The organism is Nostoc sp. CHAB 5836, from assembly GCF_020829445.1.
Taxonomy (GTDB): domain Bacteria; phylum Cyanobacteriota; class Cyanobacteriia; order Cyanobacteriales; family Nostocaceae; genus Nostoc.
On sequence record NZ_JAIVFV010000322.1, the window covers coordinates 1 to 3,625 of the forward strand.

The window sequence follows — 3,625 nt, forward strand, 5'->3', positions numbered from 1 at the left end:
GTTACAGTCTCGTTTCTGTGCTGCACGAAATGCAGCGAAGCTCTTTAAAAACACAAACAGCCGATAGGTGTGGGCACGGCATGGTTGTAACGGCGTGTGGATGTCGTTTCAGGGTAACCTGGGGTGATGGAAGCGCGCATGACAACTAAATTGAAGTGCTCATACGAATCAAAGGTTTTAAGCGAAAGCTTATACCTGTGAATTCTGTTGAGTTTTGGGAATTAAACTGAAGAGTTTGATCCTGGCTCAGATTGAACGCTGGCGGAATGCTTTACACATGCAAGTCGAGCGGCAGCGCGGGGCAACCTGGCGGCGAGCGGCGAACGGGTGAGTAACACATCGGAACATACCCAGTCGTGGGGGATAACACTTCGAAAGAAGTGCTAATACCGCATACGTCCTGAGGGAGAAAGCGGGGGATCTTCGGACCTCGCGCGATTGGAGTGGCCGATGTCAGATTAGCTAGTTGGTGGGGTAAAGGCCTACCAAGGCGACGATCTGTAGCTGGTCTGAGAGGACGACCAGCCACACTGGGACTGAGACACGGCCCAGACTCCTACGGGAGGCAGCAGTGGGGAATTTTGGACAATGGGGGCAACCCTGATCCAGCCATTCCGCGTGAGTGAAGAAGGCCTTCGGGTTGTAAAGCTCTTTCGGCAGGAACGAAACGGCGCGCTCTAACATAGCGCGTTAATGACGGTACCTGAAGAAGAAGCACCGGCTAACTACGTGCCAGCAGCCGCGGTAATACGTAGGGTGCGAGCGTTAATCGGAATTACTGGGCGTAAAGCGTGCGCAGGCGGTTGTGTAAGACAGGTGTGAAATCCCCGGGCTTAACCTGGGAACTGCGCTTGTGACTGCACGGCTAGAGTATGGCAGAGGGGGGTGGAATTCCACGTGTAGCAGTGAAATGCGTAGAGATGTGGAGGAACACCGATGGCGAAGGCAGCCCCCTGGGCCAATACTGACGCTCATGCACGAAAGCGTGGGGAGCAAACAGGATTAGATACCCTGGTAGTCCACGCCCTAAACGATGTCGACTAGGTGTTCGGTGAGGAGACTCATTGAGTACCGCAGCTAACGCGTGAAGTCGACCGCCTGGGGAGTACGGTCGCAAGATTAAAACTCAAAGGAATTGACGGGGACCCGCACAAGCGGTGGATGATGTGGATTAATTCGATGCAACGCGAAAAACCTTACCTACCCTTGACATGTACGGAACCCTGCTGAGAGGTGGGGGTGCTCGAAAGAGAGCCGTAACACAGGTGCTGCATGGCTGTCGTCAGCTCGTGTCGTGAGATGTTGGGTTAAGTCCCGCAACGAGCGCAACCCTTGTCATTAGTTGCTACGCAAGAGCACTCTAATGAGACTGCCGGTGACAAACCGGAGGAAGGTGGGGATGACGTCAAGTCCTCATGGCCCTTATGGGTAGGGCTTCACACGTCATACAATGGTCGGTACAGAGGGTTGCCAAGCCGCGAGGTGGAGCCAATCCCAGAAAGCCGATCGTAGTCCGGATCGCAGTCTGCAACTCGACTGCGTGAAGTCGGAATCGCTAGTAATCGCGGATCAGCATGCCGCGGTGAATACGTTCCCGGGTCTTGTACACACCGCCCGTCACACCATGGGAGTGGGTTTCACCAGAAGAGGCTAGCCTAACCGCAAGGGGGGCGGTCGCCACGGTGAGATTCATGACTGGGGTGAAGTCGTAACAAGGTAGCCGTATCGGAAGGTGCGGCTGGATCACCTCCTTTCTAGAGTCACAATCGTGTCGTGTCCACAACCTATCGGCTGTTTCAAGCAACAAGGGCAAGGAGCTCGAGCAAGTTACGGAAAATCGTGATGAGTTCGCAGTGTGAGCACCCGACCCTGGGATTACCGGGTCTGTAGCTCAGCTGGTTAGAGCACCGTCTTGATAAGGCGGGGGTCGTTGGTTCGAACCCAACCAGACCCACCAGATTGCCTGCAGAAGTACTGTGCGGTAACGGGGGATTAGCTCAGCTGGGAGAGCACCTGCTTTGCAAGCAGGGGGTCGTCGGTTCGATCCCGTCATCCTCCACCACAAACTGGTTGGTTCAACAGTTACCGGGTGGTCAGTGTCTGTTGTTGCTTGATGTGCGTTTGAGTGTGAGGCGTGGGCTGTAGGAATACTGTCCAGACCTCACCCGCAAGGGTGCATGGAACTTTGATCTTTAAAAATTTGGAAGAAGTAAAGGGATGTCGGCGTTTCAACCGCGTCGGCATCTCATGGGTAGTGATTGCATCGTCCCGCCACTTTGAACCAGCGGCGGGATTGATAGCGCGAGCGCTTGAGAATGATCTGTAACGTGGAGCGAGACGCAAGTCGAGCACAGCGTTATAGGGTCAAGTGAATAAGTGCATGTGGTGGATGCCTTGGCGATCACAGGCGATGAAGGACGTGCAAGCCTGCGAAAAGCGGGGGGGAGCTGGCAATGGAGCTTTGATCCCCCGATGTCCGAATGGGGAAACCCGGCCCGTAAGGGTCATCCCTGACTGAATACATAGGTCAGCGGAAGCGAACCGAGCGAACTGAAACATCTAAGTAGCTCGAGGAACAGAAATCAACCGAGATTCCCAAAGTAGTGGCGAGCGAACTGGGAGTAGCCTGCACGACTAAACCATTTACTTAACAAAACGGTCTGGAAAGTCCGACGATACAGGGTGATAGTCCCGTATGTGAAAAGTAAGTGGCGGGTCTGAGCGTGCGACAAGTAGGGCGGGACACGTGAAATCCTGTTTGAAGATGGGGGGACCATCCTCCAAGGCTAAATACTCGTGATCGACCGATAGTGAACCAGTACCGTGAGGGAAAGGCGAAAAGAACCCCGGGAGGGGAGTGAAATAGATCCTGAAACCGCATGCATACAAACAGTGGGAGCCTCGCAAGGGGTGACTGCGTACCTTTTGTATAATGGGTCAGCGACTTACGTTCAGTAGCGAGCTTAACCGAATAGGGGAGGCGTAGCGAAAGCGAGTCTGAATAGGGCGATTCAGTTGCTGGGCGTAGACCCGAAACCAAGTGATCTATCCATGGCCAGGATGAAGGTGCCGTAACAGGTACTGGAGGTCCGAACCCACTAATGTTGAAAAATTAGGGGATGAGCTGTGGATAGGGGTGAAAGGCTAAACAAACTTGGAAATAGCTGGTTCTCCCCGAAAACTATTTAGGTAGTGCCTCATGTATCACTCTCGGGGGTAGAGCACTGTAATGGTTGGGGGGGTCATTGCGATCTACCCCGCCATAGCAAACTCCGAATACCGAGAAGTGCGAGCATGGGAGACAGACGGTGGGTGCTAACGTCCATCGTCAAGAGGGAAACAACCCAGACCGCCAGCTAAGGCCCCCAATGCGTGGCTAAGTGGAAAACGAGGTGGGAAGGCATAGACAGCCAGGAGGTTGGCTTAGAAGCAGCCATCCTTTAAAGAAAGCGTAATAGCTCACTGGTCGAGTCGTCCTGCGCGGAAGATGTAACGGGGCTCAAGCCACGAGCCGAAGCTGCGGATATGTCGTAAGACATATGGTAGGGGAGCGTCGCAGTTACTCAAGAATGCATTTATCAGAAGTGATGACAATCGTAATTGCATTTCATGGTAGGTGTTATAA

The 3,625-nt window shown here is 53.7% G+C and carries 2 tRNA genes and 2 rRNA genes; all 4 read left to right on the forward strand.

The window, feature by feature from the left end:
- The first annotated feature begins 223 nt into the window (after positions 1-223).
- Positions 224-1,754: ribosomal RNA gene (locus tag LC605_RS31730) — 16S ribosomal RNA — on the forward strand.
- A gap of 126 nt (positions 1,755-1,880) precedes the next feature.
- Positions 1,881-1,957, forward strand: a tRNA-Ile gene (locus tag LC605_RS31735).
- A gap of 29 nt (positions 1,958-1,986) precedes the next feature.
- Positions 1,987-2,062: transfer RNA gene (locus tag LC605_RS31740), tRNA-Ala, on the forward strand.
- 300 nt (positions 2,063-2,362) lie between these two features.
- Positions 2,363-3,625 (forward strand): 23S ribosomal RNA (locus LC605_RS31745); the annotation flags it as partial.